Source organism: Rhodococcus sp. Z6_132, assembly GCF_058133635.1.
Map to the genome: position 1 here is coordinate 610,978 of NZ_JBYUNP010000002.1, position 15,994 is coordinate 626,971.

At 72.5% G+C, this 15,994-nt stretch carries 17 protein-coding genes and 1 tRNA gene; 17 read left to right on the plus strand and 1 reads right to left on the minus strand.

Annotation, left to right across the window (positions count from 1 at the left end; all coding sequences use genetic code 11):
- Positions 1 to 146 precede the first annotated feature (146 nt).
- From AC3YO9_RS09525 to AC3YO9_RS09605, 17 genes are all read left to right on the plus strand, one after another.
- On the plus strand, positions 147 to 767 hold the full coding sequence (locus AC3YO9_RS09525; RefSeq protein ID WP_206517988.1) for an RNA polymerase sigma factor: 621 nt from the start codon (positions 147 to 149) through the stop codon (positions 765 to 767).
- Positions 764 to 1,726 (plus strand): hypothetical protein, encoded by a 963-nt coding sequence (locus AC3YO9_RS09530; protein ID WP_489982967.1) that lies wholly within the window; start codon positions 764 to 766, stop codon positions 1,724 to 1,726. Before AC3YO9_RS09525 ends, AC3YO9_RS09530 begins: the two co-directional genes overlap by 4 nt.
- On the plus strand, positions 1,723 to 2,325 hold the full coding sequence (locus AC3YO9_RS09535; RefSeq protein ID WP_489982968.1) for a TIGR02611 family protein: 603 nt from the start codon (positions 1,723 to 1,725) through the stop codon (positions 2,323 to 2,325). The genes AC3YO9_RS09530 and AC3YO9_RS09535 overlap by 4 nt, the downstream gene beginning before the upstream one ends.
- A 128-nt stretch (positions 2,326 to 2,453) precedes the next feature.
- Positions 2,454 to 2,525 (plus strand) — tRNA-Val (locus tag AC3YO9_RS09540).
- Between the two features lie 167 nt (positions 2,526 to 2,692).
- On the plus strand, positions 2,693 to 4,780 hold the full coding sequence (thrS, locus tag AC3YO9_RS09545; RefSeq protein WP_489982969.1) for a threonine--tRNA ligase: 2,088 nt from the start codon (positions 2,693 to 2,695) through the stop codon (positions 4,778 to 4,780).
- Positions 4,777 to 5,331 (plus strand): ATP adenylyltransferase, encoded by a 555-nt coding sequence (locus tag AC3YO9_RS09550; RefSeq protein ID WP_489982970.1) that lies wholly within the window; start codon positions 4,777 to 4,779, stop codon positions 5,329 to 5,331. Before thrS ends, AC3YO9_RS09550 begins: the two co-directional genes overlap by 4 nt.
- Before the next feature lie 32 nt (positions 5,332 to 5,363).
- Positions 5,364 to 7,097: an alkaline phosphatase D family protein gene (locus AC3YO9_RS09555; protein WP_127783247.1), complete on the plus strand. Its 1,734-nt coding sequence runs from the start codon at positions 5,364 to 5,366 to the stop codon at positions 7,095 to 7,097.
- Positions 7,098 to 7,167: 70 nt separating this feature from the next.
- On the plus strand, positions 7,168 to 7,794 hold the full coding sequence (pgsA, locus tag AC3YO9_RS09560) for a phosphatidylinositol phosphate synthase (RefSeq protein WP_489982971.1): 627 nt from the start codon (positions 7,168 to 7,170) through the stop codon (positions 7,792 to 7,794).
- A 3-nt stretch (positions 7,795 to 7,797) separates the two neighbouring features.
- Positions 7,798 to 8,688 carry a phosphatidylinositol mannoside acyltransferase gene (locus AC3YO9_RS09565; protein WP_489982972.1) on the plus strand — a complete coding sequence of 297 codons (891 nt, stop codon included), beginning with the start codon at positions 7,798 to 7,800 and terminating at the stop codon, positions 8,686 to 8,688.
- Positions 8,685 to 9,815 (plus strand): glycosyltransferase family 4 protein, encoded by a 1,131-nt coding sequence (locus tag AC3YO9_RS09570; protein ID WP_127783244.1) that lies wholly within the window; start codon positions 8,685 to 8,687, stop codon positions 9,813 to 9,815. Before AC3YO9_RS09565 ends, AC3YO9_RS09570 begins: the two co-directional genes overlap by 4 nt.
- Positions 9,812 to 10,831: an NUDIX hydrolase gene (locus AC3YO9_RS09575; protein WP_489982973.1), complete on the plus strand. Its 1,020-nt coding sequence runs from the start codon at positions 9,812 to 9,814 to the stop codon at positions 10,829 to 10,831. The genes AC3YO9_RS09570 and AC3YO9_RS09575 overlap by 4 nt, the downstream gene beginning before the upstream one ends.
- Before the next feature lie 52 nt (positions 10,832 to 10,883).
- Complete coding sequence (gene pdxS / locus AC3YO9_RS09580; RefSeq protein WP_489982974.1) at positions 10,884 to 11,855, plus strand: pyridoxal 5'-phosphate synthase lyase subunit PdxS; 972 nt, start codon at positions 10,884 to 10,886, stop codon at positions 11,853 to 11,855.
- Positions 11,856 to 11,866: 11 nt separating this feature from the next.
- The gene (locus AC3YO9_RS09585) at positions 11,867 to 12,580 is read left to right on the plus strand and encodes an AzlC family ABC transporter permease (protein WP_489982975.1); all 714 of its coding nucleotides are present in this window, start codon (positions 11,867 to 11,869) and stop codon (positions 12,578 to 12,580) included.
- Positions 12,577 to 12,894 (plus strand): AzlD domain-containing protein, encoded by a 318-nt coding sequence (locus AC3YO9_RS09590; RefSeq protein ID WP_489982976.1) that lies wholly within the window; start codon positions 12,577 to 12,579, stop codon positions 12,892 to 12,894. Before AC3YO9_RS09585 ends, AC3YO9_RS09590 begins: the two co-directional genes overlap by 4 nt.
- Positions 12,895 to 13,183: 289 nt before the next feature.
- Entirely contained in the window at positions 13,184 to 13,459 is a 276-nt protein-coding gene (locus tag AC3YO9_RS09595) for a twin-arginine translocation signal domain-containing protein (protein WP_127783236.1), read from the plus strand.
- Positions 13,460 to 13,572: 113 nt separating this feature from the next.
- Positions 13,573 to 14,988, plus strand: coding sequence for a DUF4331 domain-containing protein (locus tag AC3YO9_RS09600; RefSeq protein WP_489982977.1), 1,416 nt, complete (start codon positions 13,573 to 13,575; stop codon positions 14,986 to 14,988).
- A gap of 10 nt (positions 14,989 to 14,998) precedes the next feature.
- Positions 14,999 to 15,331 carry a phospholipase gene (locus AC3YO9_RS09605; RefSeq protein WP_127783233.1) on the plus strand — a complete coding sequence of 111 codons (333 nt, stop codon included), beginning with the start codon at positions 14,999 to 15,001 and terminating at the stop codon, positions 15,329 to 15,331.
- Here AC3YO9_RS09605 and AC3YO9_RS09610 read toward each other — a convergent pair.
- Positions 15,328 to 15,981 carry a nucleoside/nucleotide kinase family protein gene (locus AC3YO9_RS09610; protein WP_489982978.1) on the minus strand — a complete coding sequence of 218 codons (654 nt, stop codon included), beginning with the start codon at positions 15,979 to 15,981 and terminating at the stop codon, positions 15,328 to 15,330. The two genes, AC3YO9_RS09605 and AC3YO9_RS09610, sit on opposite strands and share 4 nt — an antisense overlap.
- Positions 15,982 to 15,994 lie beyond the last annotated feature (13 nt).

Consider the following 15,994-nt stretch of genomic DNA (forward strand, 5'->3'; position numbering starts at 1 on the left):
CGGCGCGCTCGCGGCGGGTGAACCATCGGACTGCCTGTCTGCGAAGACATGACGTGAGGAACATGCCAGTGGTGGAGAGCAGCCCCCGCGGTGGGCACGGAGACGATCCGGAGCCCCCACGCACGGCTGCGCCTCGCCGGCCTCGAGTGGCGCCGGACCCGGAGCGCGCCCGGCAGGACGTGCGGATCGTGGAGCGCATCGGCGCCGGCGACGAGTCCGCGCTGGCTGAGCTCTACGACCGCTACGCCAAGCCGGCCTACTCCCTGGCTCGACGCATCTGCGTGGACGAGGTGCTGGCTGAGGATGTCGTGCAGGAGGTGTTCCTCTCGGTGTGGCGCGAGCCCGGCAGCTACGTGCCCGGCCGCGGGGCATTTGCCTCGTGGCTGCTGACGGTGGTGCACCACAAGGCGGTGGACGCGGTCCGTCGCGAGGGGGTCCACCGTCGGCGCCAGGTGGTGATGGACGACGAGGTCCCCGAGCCCACGGGGTTGGCCGACCCCGGCGCCGACCACAGCGCGATCGACAACGTGCTCGGCGACGACGTGCGCCGAGCGATCGGGGCGCTCCCGCCGGACCAGGCGCGCGCCATGCTGCTGGCCTACTACGGCGGCTACACCCAGCGTGAGGTCGCCTCGATCGTCGGCGTGCCGCTCGGCACGGTGAAGTCACGAATGTTCGCGGCGTCGCAACGACTCCGCGGGGTGCTCGCACCGATGGCGCTGGACTTCGGCATCGGCGGAGCACGTGTGGAAGGACAGGGCCTGTGAGCGCAGAGGGAATGGGCGCAGAGGGGATGGGCGCACACGGGATGGGCGCAGACCGGACGGGCACCGAAGCAGAGGGCAGCTGCGAGTACCTCGAGCTGGCGACCGGCTGGGCGCTGCACGCCCTCGAGCCGGAGGACGAGGCGTTCTTCGCCCGCCACCTGCCCGGCTGCGCGGAGTGCGCGGAGGAGGTCGAGGCGACCGAGGAGATCGCGCTGCTGCTGGCCGCGGACGTGGAGCAGGTTGATCCGCCCGAGCACCTGCGGGCCTCGGTGCTGGAGCTGGCGCGCGGGTCAGGCACCAGCGGCGGACAGACCTCGCCGGCGCCGTCCACGAGCGTCCCTGGTGTAGGCCCGAGCGGCAGCACCACGCCCGGCAGCCCGGGCGCGCACCGCCCCGTCGGCGGCCCGCTGCGCGGGCGGGGAGCCACCCGGGGTGGACCGGGGCGCTGGCTCGGAGGTTCGCGGCGCGCGCTGCTCGCTGCGGCGGCCGTGCTGGTCCTCGGCGTGGGAGTGGTGGCCGGCTGGGCCGGCGCGAACGTCTTCGACGGCTCGACCAGCACCACCCCCACGGTGTCGGCCTTCGACCAGCCCCAGGTGGTCAGCGCGCTGTCCGACCCGTCGGTGCGCAAGGTGGCGCTGCGGGAGAAGGACCTCACCGGTGCGCCGATGGCCCTCTTGCTGGCCGGAGACTCCGGCACCATGGTGGTGCCCATGAACATGCCCGGCGCCGCCGCCAACAGCCAGTACGTGTTGTGGGGGATGAACGGCCTCGGTGACACCAGCCCGGTGATGCTGGGTCCAGTGACCACTACCGGGGCACCCGCCGGTGCCCTCGGGGTGGCGCCGATGACCACGTCCGACCCCACCAGCTTCCCGATGTTCGCGGTGTCCGTGGAGCCCGCAGGAGCCCAACCGGCCAGCCCGGGCACCATCGTCGCGATCGGACAGGTCTCGGCGTGAGCGGACAACCAGAGCGGCAGGACGCCCTGCCAGAGGAGACCATGACCGAGCAGACCGTGCCAGCAGAGACCCCGCCGCAGAAGGATGCGCGGCAGGAGACCGTGCCGCAGAAGACTGTGCGGCCGGAGACTGCGGCGCAGGAGAGTGCGCGGCACGAGCGGGAGGAGCGGGGCGTCGAGCAGCCCGACGACGGCTGGCTCGTGCGCACCCAGAAGAAGCACCGACGGTGGCGCGAGCGGCTGCGGCACCGGCGCACGGCGAACCTGGTGTACCGCATCAGCACCGGCGTGGTGGGCACGCTGGTGCTCTGCCTGGGCATCCTCCTCATTCCCTACCCCGGACCGGGGTGGGCCGTCGTCATCGCCGGGCTGGCGATCCTGGCCAGCGAGTTCTCCTGGGCGCAGCGCGTGCTGGCACAGGTCAAGAAGTTCTACTACGGCTGGACGCGCTGGCTGGCGTCGCAGCCACGCTGGATCCAGGCCCTGGCGTGGCTGGGAACTGCGGCGATCGTGCTGACCACGCTGTGGCTGATCGGCGCGCTGGCCCTCATGGCGGACCTCGTCGGCTATGACGCCGGGTGGGTGCAGTCACCCCTCTAGCGGGGTCTGGAACCCGACCAGCCGACCGCCCCAAGGGCGTCCGCGGAGGGCCCTTGCAAGAGCCCTCCGCGGGACGTGTTAATGTTCCCAACCGCACCGACCGACCAGGGTTCACCCGGGTCAGGCACGGTCCCGTGGCTCAGTGGAAGAGCGTCCCGTTCACACCGGGAAGGTCGCTGGTTCGAACCCAGCCGGGACCACCCTCACCTCTCCGGCAGGCTCCTGCCGACCTCCGCGCCACCTTCGCTCCCGCCTCCCGTGCGTCTGCTGCCGGGCGCCCGGACGGGCACCGATAGCATCGGGGCACACAACGGTGACGCACCCCGTCGCCGGTCCCCGCGTCGTTCAGCACAAGGAGCCCAGCACCGTGGCACATCCAGTCGAGTCCGCCCCGCAGCACGTGACAGTTGCGGCGGGCACCACGGCCGGGACCGCGGTGCGGGAGGCCGGACTGCCGGGCAAGGGCGCCGAGGCGATCGTGGTGGTCAAGGACGCCGAGGGCCAGCTGCGCGACCTGTCCTGGGTCCCGGACGCCGACACCGAGGTGGCGGCCGTCGCCGCAGGCAGTCCCGAGGGCCGCATGGTGATCCGGCACTCCTGCGCCCACGTGCTGGCCCAGGCCGTGCAGGACCTCTTCCCCGACGCGCGGCTGGGCGTCGGCCCGCCCATCACCGACGGCTTCTACTACGACTTCGCCATGCCACGGCCCTTCACCCCGGAGGACCTGACCGCGCTGGAGAAGCGGATGCGCCAGATCATCAAGGGCGCCCAGCGGTTCTCCCGCCGCGTGATCGAGGTGGACGAGGCCGAGCAGGAGCTGGCCGGCGAGCCGTTCAAGCTCGAGCTGATCCGCGACAAGTCCGGCATCGACGACCCGGAGGTCATGGAGGTCGGCGCCGGCGAGCTGACCATGTACGACAACCTCGACCCGCGCAGCGGTGACCTGGTGTGGACCGACCTGTGCCGCGGCCCGCACATCCCCACCACCAAGCACATCCCCGCCTTCAAGCTCACCCGCAGCTCCGCGGCCTACTGGCGCGGCGACCAGAACAACGCCGGCCTGCAGCGCGTGTACGGCACCGCCTGGGAGTCCAGCGAGGCCCTGGACGCGCACCTCACCCTGCTGGCCGAGGCCGAGCGCCGCGACCACCGCCGCCTGGGCACCGAGCTGGACCTGTTCAGCTTCCCGGACGAGATCGGCTCCGGCCTGGCTGTCTTCCACCCCCGCGGCGGCATCATCCGCCGGGCCATGGAGGACTACTCCCGCATCCGGCACGAGCAGGAGGGCTACGAGTTCGTCTACTCCCCGCACATCACCAAGGGCAGCCTGTTCGAGGTCTCCGGGCACCTGAGCTGGTACCGCGACGGCATGTACCCACCGATGCACCTGGACGCGGAGTACAACGAGGACGGCACCCTGCGCAAGCAGGGCCAGGACTACTACCTCAAGCCGATGAACTGCCCGATGCACGACCTGATCTTCCGGTCGCGCGGGCGCTCCTACCGCGAGCTGCCGCTGCGGCTGTTCGAGTTCGGCACCGTCTACCGCAACGAGAAGTCCGGCGTGGTGCACGGCCTCACCCGCGCCCGCGGCTTCACCCAGGACGACGCACACATCTTCTGCACCCCCGAGCAGGTGCAGGAGGAGCTGACGTCGCTGCTGGACTTCGTCCTCGGCCTGCTCCGCGACTTCGGCCTGGACGACTTCTACCTCGAGCTGTCCACCCGCAACGAGGACAAGTACGTGGGCACCGACGAGAACTGGGCGGAGGCCACGGAGGCGCTGCGGGTGGCCGCGGAGCGCTCGGGCCTGGACCTGGTGCCCGACCCGGGCGGCGCGGCCTTCTACGGCCCCAAGGTGTCCGTGCAGGCGCGCGACGCCCTCGGGCGCACCTGGCAGATGTCCACCATCCAGGTGGACTTCAACCTGCCCGAGCTCTTCGAGCTGGAGTACACCTCCGACGACGGCTCCCGCAAGCGCCCGGTGATGATCCACCGCGCCCTGTTCGGCTCCATCGAGCGCTTCTTCGGGGTGCTCACCGAGCACTATGGCGGCGCCTTCCCGGCGTGGCTCGCCCCCGTCCAGGTGGTGGGCATCCCGGTGGCCGAGGCCTTCGCCGACCACCTGCTGGACGTGGCCAAGCAGCTGCGCACCCACGCCGTCCGGGTGGACGTGGACCTCAGCGACGAGCGGATGCAGAAGAAGATCCGCACGCACACCACCCAGAAGGTGCCGTTCATGCTGCTGGCCGGCGAGCGCGACGTGGAGGCCGGCGCGGTGAGCTTCCGGTTCCGCGACGGCACCCAGGTCAACGGCGTGCCGGTGGAGCGGGCCGTGGCGCTGATCACCGACTGGGTGGCGCGGCGGGAGAACGCCTCGCCCACTGCCGAGGTGGTGCAGGCCGAGCTGGCGCAGGGGGAGCAGGCACAGACCGAGCTGGTGCAGGCGGAGTGACCGAGCTGCGCCAGCACGGGGTGGGGACCCCCGATCGCCTGGAGCGCCTGTGGACCCCGCACCGGATGTCCTACATCGCCAGCCCGGTGGGGGAGGACGACCTGGGCGAGCGCGCTCCCGCGCCGGAGTGCCCGTTGTGCGTCATCCCGACCATGAGCGACGAGGACGGGCTGGTGCTGACCCGCGGTGAGCACGTGTACGCGGTGCTCAACCTCTACCCGTACAACCCCGGCCACCTCATGGTGCTGCCCTACCGGCACGTGGCCGAGCTGGAGGACCTCACCGACTCCGAGTCGGCCGAGCTGATGGCGCTCACCCGCGACGCCATCCGGGTGGTCCGCCAGGTCTCCCGCCCGCACGGCTTCAACGTGGGGCTCAACCTGGGCTCGGTGGCGGGGGGATCGCTTGCCGCACACCTGCACCAGCACGTGGTGCCCCGCTGGGGCGGCGACGCGAACTTCATCACGGTGCTCGGCGGTACCAAGGTCCTGCCCCAGCTGCTGGGGGAGACCCGGCAGCTGCTCGCCGAGGCCTGGCCCGCGCCGAACTGAGCGCCCGAGCGTCGGTCGCTAGGGTGACCCTGGTGAACCACGACGAGCAGAACACCGACGAGCAGACCACCGACGTCGCCGCCGAGCGGGCCGGCATCGTGCTCGGGCCGCTGCTGCGGTTCGTCGACGACCACCAGGCCACCGTGTGGGTGGAGACCGACACCGCGGTGCAGGTGACGGTGGAGTGCGACGGCGTCCGCCGCACCGAGCCCACCTGGAGCCTGCACGGCCACCACTACGCCCTGGTGGTGCTCGACGGCCTGCCCGCCGACGCCGAACTGCCCTACACGGTCTCGCTGGACGACCAGCAGGTGTGGCCGCTGCCCGGGGCGCCGGCGAGCCTGGTGCGCACCACCTCCGACGAGGAGTCGGTGCGCCTGGCCTTCGGGTCCTGCCGGCGCGGCGAGGGCCACACCCCCGACCAGCTCGCGGCGCTGGGTGCGGACGCCCTGGTGGCCATGGCGCTGCGCATGCAGGAGCTCGACCACGCCCAGTGGCCGGACGCGCTGCTGCTGGTGGGCGACCAGGTGTACGCCGACGACCCCTCCGAGGCGATCCTGGAGAAGCTGCACGCCCGCCGCGCCGCCGGCGAGGGCCCGCCCGGGGTGGACGCCGGTGGCGAGGAGGTGGTGGACGAGATCTGCGACTTCGAGGAGTACACCTGGCTCTACCACGAGTCCTGGGGCTCCGAGCACGTCCGCTGGCTGCTCTCCACCCTGCCCACCTGCATGATCCTGGACGACCACGACCTGCGGGACGACTGGAACAGCTCGTGGTCGTGGCGCCAGCAGATCATCACCGAGCCGTGGTGGCGCTCCCGCGTCATCGGCGCCTTCTCCTCGTACTGGGTGTACCAGCACCTGGGCAACCTCTCGCCCACCGAGCTGGCCGAGGACAAGCTCTACCAGGCGGTGCGCGAGGCCCCCGGGGACGCCGAGCGGGTGCAGCTGCTGGCCGACTTCGCGTGGCGCGCCGACACCGAGCCGCAGTCGATGCAGTGGAGCTATCACCGGGACTTCGGGCGCAACCGCCTGGTGGTGCTGGACTCCCGCTGCTCACGCCGGCTGGACCCGGCCAACCGCGCCATGATGGACACCGCCGAGTGGGAGTGGGCGCGGCAGCAGGCGCTGCAGCCGCTGCCGTCGGGCAAGCCGGTGCAGCACCTGCTCATCGGGTCCACGCTGCCGTTCCTCATGCTCCCGGGCCTGCACCACCTGGAGGGCTGGAACGAGGCCACCGCGCAGGGGGCCTGGGGCAAGCTGGGTTCCAAGGTGGGGGAGAAGATCCGGCTGGCGGTGGACCTGGAGCACTGGGCGGCGTTCCGGCAGTCCTTCGACGACATGGTGGCCCTCGTCGCCGACGTCGCGCACCTGCCGGAGCCCCCCGCGAGCGTGCTGTGGCTGTCCGGCGACGTGCACTGCTCCTACCTGGCCGAGGCGCAGGTGCAGGACGTGGAACCGCGCGACACCGCCGTGCACCAGCTCACCATGTCGCCGTTCCGCAACCCGCTGAACAAGCCCATCCAGGTGGTCAACAAGCTGGTCAAGCGCCCCGCCGTGGCCGGGACGCTGCGGCTGCTGGCCCGGGCCGCCGGGGTGCGCGATCCCGCCATCCGTTGGGACGTGCAGGGCGGACCGTGGTTCGACAACGGAGTGATGACGGTGGTGCTCAAGGGGCGCAAGGCCAGCGTCGAGGTGGAGCACGCGTCCGTGGACGAGCAGGGCCGGCAGGTGCTGCAGCGAACACTGGTGCGCCGACTGGCGTGAGGTCAACGACTATCCTGCTCGCAGCCGCCCCGCAGAACCCGGGTGGATCCACTGATGCGGAGATGAGACGTTGAGCGCGTTCAGCACGTACGCCAGGTCGGCGCTGTCCAAGGGCACGATGTCGCTGGCCCGGTCGCTGGTGCGCATCGGCCTCACCCCGGACGCGGTCACCGTCATCGGCACCGTGGCCAGCGTGGTGGCCGCGCTGGTCCTGTTCCCCACCGACCACCTGCTCGCTGCGGCGCTGGTCATCTGGTTCTTCGTCATGTTCGACATGCTGGACGGCGCGATGGCCCGGGTGCGCGGCGGCGGCACCCCCTTCGGGGCGGTGCTGGACGCCACCTGCGACCGCATCGCCGACGGGGCCATCTTCGCCGCGCTGGCCTGGTGGGCGTTCACCACCGGGGACAGCCGGCCGCTGGCCGTCGCGGCGCTGCTGTGCCTGATCACCTCCCAGGTCACCTCCTACGTCAAGGCCCGGGCCGAGGCCAGCGGCTTCGCGGCGCACGCCGGCTTCATCGAGCGTCCCGAGCGGTTGATCATCGTGCTCACCGGCGCCGGGCTCACCGGGATGGGTCTGCCGTGGGCCGTGCACGTCGCGGTGTGGTTCCTGGCCGCGGCCAGCGTGCTCACCGTGGTTCAGCGGCTGCTGGCGGTGCGCAACGCCGACGGCGCCCGCGACCAGATCTCGGTCTGACCCGTGCGGGCAGCTGAGCGCGCCGCCGACCTGGGGTACGCGGCGGGATGGCGGGTGGTGCGCGCCCTGCCGGAGTCGGTGGCCGCCCGCCTCGCCGACGCCGGCGCGGGCCTGGCCGCGCGCCGGGGCGGTCCGGGCACCCAGCAGCTGCGCCGCAACCTGGCCCGGGTGCTGGGCGTCACCCCGGAGGAGGTGCCCGAGCAGCTGGTGCGCGAGTCGCTGCGCTCCTACGGCCGCTACTGGCGGGAGGCGTTCCGGCTGCCCGCCATGGACAAGGCGGCGCTGGCCGCGAGCATCACCGCCGACATCGAGGGCCGGGAGCACCTGGACGCCGCCCTGGTCCGGGGCAAGGGCGTCGTCGTCGCGCTGCCGCACAGCGGGAACTGGGACGTGGCCGGGGTGTGGCTGGCGGCCACCCACGGCACCTTCACCACCGTCGCCGAGCGGCTCAAGCCGGAGCGGCTGTTCCAGCGCTTCGTGGCCTACCGGGAGAGTCTCGGCTTCGAGATCCTCCCGCTCACCGGAGGTGCGGAGTCACCGGTGCGTGGGCTGGTCCGCCGGCTGCGCTCCGGCGGCGTCATCTGCCTGCTCGGCGACCGCGAGCTCAGCGGCGTGGGCATCACCGTCAGCTTCTTCGGCGAGAAGACCACCATGCCCGCGGGTCCGGCGCGGCTGGCCCGCAGCACCGGGGCGGCGCTGCTGCCGGCGCACTGCTGGTACACCCCGCACGGGTGGCGGATGCGGGTGCACCCGCCGGTCGACCCCGCCCTGGACGTGCAGGCCGCCACGCAGGCCATGGCCGACCGATTCGCCGAGGGCATCGCCGCCCACCCGGCCGACTGGCACATGCTGCAACCGCTGTGGCACGCCGACCAGGCGGCGGGGCAGCGATGAAGATCGGGATGGTCTGCCCGTACTCCTTCGACGTGCCCGGCGGCGTGCAGGCGCACATCGCCGAGCTGGCCGCGGTGTTCATCGACCAGGGCCACGAGGTCAGCGTGCTGGCCCCGGCCGAGGAGGGCACGCAGCTGCCGTCGTACGTGGTTAACGGCGGCAAGGCCATCGGCGTGCCCTACAACGGGTCGGTGGCGCGGCTGAGCTTCGGGCCGAGCCACTGGGCGAAGGTGCGGCGCTGGATCGGGGAGAACTCCTTCGACGTGCTGCACATCCACGAGCCCAACGCGCCGAGCCTGTCCATGTGGGCGATGGCGGTGGCCGACGGTCCCATCGTCGCCACCTTCCACACCTCCACCACCCGATCGCGGGTGCTCAGCACCTTCCAGCCGGTGCTGCAGCCGTTCCTGGAGAAGATCAGCGGCCGCATCGCGGTGTCCGACCTGGCCCGGCGCTGGCAGGTGGAGTCGCTCGGCTCCGACGCGGTGCTCATCCCCAACGGCGTGCACGTGCGCGCCTTCGCCGACGCGCAGCCGCTGCCGGGCTTCCCCCGCGAGGGCGGCACGCTGGCCTTCGTCGGTCGCTACGACGAGCCGCGCAAGGGCATGCCCGTGCTGCTGGGTGCGCTGCCCCAGCTGGTGGCCGCCCACCCCGACCTGCAGGTGCTGGTGGTCGGCGGTGGCGACGAGGCGGCGCTGCGCAAGGCCGCCGGCCGCGCGGTGTCCCGCCGGATGGTGCTGCTCGGGCGGGTCAGCGACGAGGAGAAGGCCTCGGCGCTGCGCAGCGCCGACGTCTACTGCGCACCCAACACCGGCGGCGAGAGCTTCGGCATCGTGCTGGTGGAGGCCATGTCCGCGGGCACCGCGGTGGCCGCCAGCGACCTGGACGCCTTCCGCCGGGTGCTCAACGACGGGGCCGCCGGACGGCTGGTGCCCACCGGCGACTCCGCCGCCTGGGCGCGGCACCTGCACGAGATGCTCGGCGACGCCCCGGGCCGCGCCCGGCTGGTCGCCGCCGGGCGCGAGGCGGTGCAGAGCTACGACTGGCAGGTGGTGGCCCAGCGAGTGATGCAGGTCTACGAGACCGTCACCGCCGGCCGCGACCGGGTGCACGAGGTGGACCAGTGAGCACCTGGACCCTGCTGCTGGTCGTGGCGCTGGTCGTACTGGTGGCGCTGGCCGCCCTGTGGAGCTACGGCACCGCCCACCGCCTCGACCGGCTGCACGTGCGCCTGGACTCGGCGTGGATCGCGCTGGAGGCGGCCCTGTCCCGGCGCGCCGTGGTGGCCCGCTCGGTGGCCCTCGCGGTGCCCCCGGGTGCCCGGGTGGACGGCCGCCGGCTCACCAGCCTGGCCGCCGGGGCCGAGCGCACCGACCGCGAGCGCCGCGAGACGGTGGAGAACGCGCTGTCGGTGGCGCTGGACCAGGTGCCGGTGGACCAGCTCTCGCCGCAGCTGGCCGCCGAGCTGGCCGACGCCCAGACCCGGGTGCTGCTGGCCCGCCGCTTCTACAACGACGCCGTGCGCGACACCCAGGCGCTGCGCAGCCGACGGCTGGTGCGCTGGTTCCGCCTGGGCGGCACCGCGCCGCAACCGCGCTACTTCGAGATCGCCGAGGCCGAGGTCGCCGACGCGACCGCCCCGCCCCAGCGCCCGGCCGCGCGGGTGCTGCTGCTCGACCCGGACGGCCGGGTGCTCATGCTGCGCGGAGCCAGCACCACCGCCCCGGACACCCACTACTGGATCACCACCGGTGGAGGGCTGGAGCCGGGGGAGTCGCTGGTGGAGGCGGGGGTGCGCGAGGTGGCCGAGGAGACCGGTCACCGGCTGGACGTCGCGGCGCTGCGCGGACCGCTGTGGTGGCGGCGCACCGTGCTGGAGCTGGAGGGCCGCACCGTGGAGGCGGCCGAGACGTACTTCGCGGCGTGTGTGCCGCCGTTCCTGCCGCACACCGACGGCTACACCGAGCTGGAGCAGCGGGTGTTCGCGCAGCCGCGCTGGTGCACCCCGGAGGAGCTGGTCGAGCTGGAGGGCCGCGGGGAGCAGGTGTACCCCCCGGGCCTGCCCGCGCTGCTGCCGGAGGCGCTCGCGGCGGCGACGGCCGGACCGGACGCCCCGGGCCCGGTGCTCAGGCGCATTCCCTGAGCCGGACGCCGGCGGAGGACGTCGGCGGAGGACGTCGGCGCCAACCCCTACGATGGAGCCTGACCGGCACCAAGCCTCAGCAGGAGATCGGGAGTACACCGTGAGCACCGCTCAGCCCAGCACCCCTCAGCCGTCCACCGCAGGCGGAACCGGCACGGCCCGCGTCAAGCGCGGCATGGCGGAGATGCTCAAGGGCGGCGTCATCATGGACGTGGTCACCGCCGAGCAGGCCAAGATCGCCGAGGACGCCGGCGCCGTGGCCGTGATGGCCCTGGAGCGCGTCCCCGCCGACATCCGCGCCGAGGGCGGCGTCTCCCGGATGAGCGACCCGGACATGATCGACAGCATCATCTCCTCGGTCAGCATCCCGGTGATGGCCAAGGCCCGCATCGGGCACTTCGTCGAGGCGCAGATCCTGCAGAGCCTGGGCGTGGACTACGTCGACGAGTCCGAGGTCCTCACCCCGGCCGACTACGCCCACCACATCGACAAGTGGCAGTTCACCGTGCCCTTCGTCTGCGGTGCCACCAACCTCGGCGAGGCCCTGCGCCGCATCACCGAGGGCGCGGCCATGATCCGCTCCAAGGGTGAGGCCGGCACCGGGGACGTCTCCAACGCCACCATGCACATGCGCACCATCTCCGCGGAGATCCGCCGGCTGTCCACGCTGCGCGCCGACGAGCTCTACGTCGCCGCCAAGGAGCTGCAGGCCCCCTACGAGCTGGTGGCCGAGGTCGCCGCCGCGGGCAAGCTGCCCGTCACGCTGTTCACCGCCGGTGGCATCGCCACCCCGGCCGACGCGGCCATGATGATGCAGCTGGGCGCCGACGGCGTCTTCGTCGGCTCGGGCATCTTCAAGTCCGGCAACCCCGCGCAGCGCGCGGAGGCCATCGTCAAGGCCACCACGTTCCACGACGACCCCGACACCCTGGCCAAGGTCTCCCGCGGCCTGGGCGAGGCGATGGTCGGCATCAACGTGGAGCAGCTGCCGGTGGACCACCGGCTGTCCACCCGCGGCTGGTAGCCCCCTCCGGATTGTCTGAACCAGCCTCACCCGAGCAGCCGAGGACGCCCGACCACCCTGGTGGCCTGCCGACACCCTGGCAGGTCACCAGGCGGCTCTCCCCGCTGCTGCTGGCCATCGCGCTGGTGGGGCTGTCCTTCGGCACGGTCGCAGTGGCCACCGGGCTCTCGGTGGCCAAGACGGTGGCCATGTCGCTGCTGTTGTACTCCGGGGGCGCGCAGTTCCTGGTGCTCGCCGCCGCGGCCGGCGGCGCAGGCCCGGTGGCGATGATCGTCGGCGGCCTGGTGCTCAACGCCCGGCACCTGCCCTACGGCCTGGTGCTGGCCGACGTGCTCTCCGGTTCAGGGTGGCGGCGCCTGGTGGGTGCGCACCTGATGACGGACGAGGCCACCGCGTTCACCCGCGCCCAGCCCGACCGCGCCCACGCCCGGCTGGCCTTCGCCGTCGCCGGGGTGCTGCTGTTCCTCGCCTGGAACCTGGGCACGGTGATCGGTGCGCTCGGCGGCAACCTGCTGGGCGATCCCGACGCGCTCGGGGTGGACGCCGCCTTCCCCGCGGCCCTGCTCGCCCTCGTCGCCCCGGCGCTGCGCGACCGCCTGGACCGCCGGGTGGCGGTGGCCGGCGCCGTCGTGGCCCTGGTGCTCACCCCGTTGCTGCCGGCCGGCGTGGGCGTGCTCGCGGGGCTGTGCGGCGTGGTCCTGGCCTGGCGGGAGCTGCGCGGATGAGCCCGGTCAGCTGGTGGGTGATCGGGCTGCTCGCCGCGGGCACGTTCCTGATCCGGGTCTCCGGCGGGCTGCTGCGTCGGCGCGTGCACGTGCCACCGCGCGTGGTGCGGCTGCTGGGGCTGGCCGCGACCGCGCTGCTGCTGTCGCTGGCGGTCACCTCAGCCGTGCTCGACGGGTCCTCCTTCGGCGGCTGGGCGCGCGTGCTCGGCGTGGGTGCGGGTCTGCTGGCGCTGTGGCGACGAGCCCCGTTCGTGGTGGTGGTGCTGGTGGCCGCGGGCACCACCGCGCTGCTGCGCCTGGCCGGCGTGGCCTGATCCTCGCTGCGCCGACGCAATTTCTGGCGCAATTCGCCGGTGCCCCAGAGAATTCGGCCGAATGCGCCGCCAACCGGCATTCTTTCTGTTGCCGAATGCTGTGTCGAGTGTCACTATTTGCGGGTGCCGGGTTGTTCGTTTGACCAGGCCACGGGGGATGAGTCGGGTGCCGGGAGATGATCTTTACCGGCGGGTGTCGATGAATTGTTTTCTGTGCGCCGAACAGGTCTGCCCGCGTGCACCTATCGACTCCTCGAGCACCCGTCTGCACTGATCGAGAGGCATTCACATGGCTGAGACCAATCGTCGGAGCTTTCTGCGCACGGCCTCGCTGGGCGCGGTCGCGGTGGGAGCGGCCTCCGCGGTGCCGGGCGCGGTGCTGGCGGGCACGGCGCACGCCGAGCCTGCAGCCCGGGCCAAGCAGCTCGACGGGCCGGTGGTGCTGCTGCTGCGCGACGCCAGCACCGGCGAGTTCACCGTGATGCACGGAGAGCAGTCGTCGACGCTGACCGACAAGGCACTGGCCGCCCGGCTGACCCACGAGGCGCCCACCGCGCAGCTCTGACGCCGCGCCCCGCTCAGCCCACCTCCTGCCCAGCTCCGGGCAGCCTCCCCACTCTGCCGACCGTCGTGTCGGCGGGCTCCCGCGTGACCAGACCACGACCGAAGAGGTAAGAGATGTCCTCGCACCGCGAAGCCCCGGAGATCTCCCAGGACCCCGTCGCCGACAACACCGACGTGTACGCCTTCGTCAGCCCCGACCGGCCGGACACCGTCACCCTGCTCGCCAACTTCATCCCGTTCCAGAACCCCGACGGCGGACCCAACTTCTTCGTCTTCGGCGACGACGTGCTCTACGAGATCCACGTCTTCAACACGCCGATCACCGCGGAGGGGCAACGGCCGGACATCACTTACCAGTTCCGCTTCACCGAGACCTACGCCGACCCGGGCTCGTTCATGTACAACCTCGGAACCGTGTCGGTGGACCCGAACGGTTCCGGAGCCACCACCTACGCCAACCTCAACCGGCGCCAGACCTACACGGTCACCAAGGTGCTCAAGGACGGCACGAGCACCGTCGTCGGCGACGACATCCCGTCCCCGCCCTGCAACGTGGGGGTGCACTCCACGCCGAGCTACCCGCAGTACGTCCCGCCGGCCATCCGCCAGCTCAGCGACGGCGCCACGGTGTTCGCCGGCCAGCGGGCCGACGCCTTCTTCGTCGACCTTGGTGCGGTGTTCGACCTCGACGACATCCGGCCGCTGCAGTTCCTGCACACCGGCCCACTGTTCCCCGCCCCGGGTGTGGACTCCTTCCGCGGGCTCAACGTGCACACCATCGCGCTGCAGCTGCCCAAGACGCTGCTGGCCGTCGACGGCAGCAACCCCACCGACGTCATGGCGCCCAGCTCGGTCATCGGGGTCTACGCCTCGGCCAGCCGCCAGGCGATGACCAGCGTGGAGGAGGACGGCAGGCGGGTGGGGATGGGCGCCTGGCAGCAGGTCTCCCGGTTGGCCAACCCGCTGTTCAACGAGCTGCTCATCGGCATCGGGCAGAAGGACCTGTGGAACGCCAGCTCGCCCACCAACGACGCCACCTTCCTGGAGCGGGTGCTGCAGCCGGAGCTCGCCCGGCGGCTGCCCGAGCTGTACCCGCTGGTCTTCAACAACCTGCGCGCCTACACCAAGGACCGCAACGACCTGGTCCGGATCTTCCTCACCGGCTTCCCCGAGGGCCTCGTGCCGGGCTTCCAGAACTACACCGGCCCGGTGCTCGCCGACCTGGTGCGGCTGAACATGGCCATCCCGCCGGCCACCGCGCTGCGCGAGTACGGCGTGCTCGTCGGCGACCTGGCCGGCTTTCCGAATGGCCGTCGCGTGCCCGACGACGTCGCGGACGTCGAGCTGCGGGCTGTCGCCGGGGCGACGATCCCGGTGGTGGACTCCGGCTACGTGCCCGACCTCGCCGTGGCGCTGCTCGGCGACTACGCGGGCCAGGAGAACGGGCCGCTGCTGAGCAGCTTCCCGTACCTCAACATCCCCAACAGCGGGTTCGCCACCATGCCGCGCCCCTACGCGCCAGGCAGCTAGGAGCACCGACGTGGAACAGCAGCAGGTGCAGGGCGGATCGGTGGTGCTCGACATCGGTGGCGACATCGGCGCGCTGGTGGTCCACCTGCCCGATCGCTTCGCCGGCACCGAGATCGACATCTCACACGCGGGCAGCACGCGGGCTGTCGGGCACACCGGCGTGCACGTGCGAGCGGCTCCGGACGGCACCCGCGGGCTCACCGCGGTGTACCCCGAGCTCGTGTCGGGCAGCTACCAGCTGTGGGACCCGCACCAGCCGGGGCGCCGGCTGGGTCCGGTGGTGCACGTCGAGGGCGGGCTGGTGGCCCAGCTGTCCCTGCTGAGCCCGGCGCAGGCGCGCTAGCGGACCAGCAGGGCCGGGCGGTCGGGATGGTCGGTACGCACCACTGCGTCGGCCACGGCGTCGCTGTCGGCGTCGCGCTCGTGGGCCACCAGTGCGGGCACCGTCCACGCCAGCTCGTCGGTGACCCGTCGCCGCAGGCTCGCCTCGCTCAGGTGCAGGTGTACCGCCAGCTCGGCGGGCAGGCCGCGGCCCAGCAGCATCGGCCCGGCCACCAGCACCACCTGGCCCTCCCCGCAGCGGAGCCGGGCCGCGCGGGTGGCCCGGTCGGTGGCCGGGTCCCACAGCGTGGGCAGCCACTGCCCGGTGCCGCCCGGGCCCAGCGGGTCGAGCACCTCCCGGCGCAGCGCCGCCAGGTCGAACCACTCGTCGCGGTAGCTGTCGGCGTCGGTGCGCCCGTGCTCCAGGCGCAGCGACGCCGGGCGCAGCCACCACCGGAGGTCGACCACCGCGCAGGGTCGGCCCGCGGCGCGCAGCAGCTCGGCCACCGCCACTGCCAGCTCCGCCGGGCGAGCAGCGTCGGCGCCGTCGAGCAGCACCCGCAGCGCCGGGCCGTGCTGCTCGACCCGCAGGCACAGCGCGACGAGCTCGGCCGCCAGCGCGTCGGGGCTCACCGCCCGGAAGTGCGGTGCGCCGGAGGGGCCCACGGTCACGCTCTCTACGATA

Coding starts and splice junctions, on each gene's coding strand:
- AC3YO9_RS09570 (WP_127783244.1), top strand. CDS start 8,685: ATGAAGATCGGGATGGTCTGCCCGTACTCCTTCGACGTGCCCGGCGGC.
- pdxS (WP_489982974.1), top strand. CDS start 10,884: ATGGAGCCTGACCGGCACCAAGCCTCAGCAGGAGATCGGGAGTACACC.
- AC3YO9_RS09590 (WP_489982976.1), top strand. CDS start 12,577: ATGAGCCCGGTCAGCTGGTGGGTGATCGGGCTGCTCGCCGCGGGCACG.
- AC3YO9_RS09595 (WP_127783236.1), top strand. CDS start 13,184: ATGGCTGAGACCAATCGTCGGAGCTTTCTGCGCACGGCCTCGCTGGGC.
- AC3YO9_RS09600 (WP_489982977.1), top strand. CDS start 13,573: ATGTCCTCGCACCGCGAAGCCCCGGAGATCTCCCAGGACCCCGTCGCC.